The organism is Micromonospora sp. ATLC20 (genome assembly GCF_057196585.1).
In genome coordinates, this window is the sequence record NZ_JBXUOV010000443.1 from 1 (window position 1) to 214 (window position 214).

Sequence of the window (214 nt, forward strand, 5' to 3'; positions counted from 1 at the left end):
GCCTACAACCACCACATCCACCACCCCACCACCATCACCACCCTCGCCCAGACCTACCTGAACACCCTCGAAAACCTCATCGACCACTGCGTCGACGAGGCTGCCGGCGGATGTACGCCGGAGGACTTCCCGCTTGCCGGGCTGGATCAGGCGGCGGTGGACGCGGTGGTGGGCGACGGCCGTGAGGTGGAGGACGTGTACCGGCTGACGCCGA

At 67.3% G+C, this 214-nt stretch carries 1 protein-coding gene; it reads left to right on the top strand.

Annotated features, from left to right (window positions below):
• Positions 1–214, top strand: a 214-nt coding sequence (locus tag AC2CHG_RS31825; RefSeq protein WP_484526253.1) for a hypothetical protein, incomplete at both ends; no start/stop codon positions are given.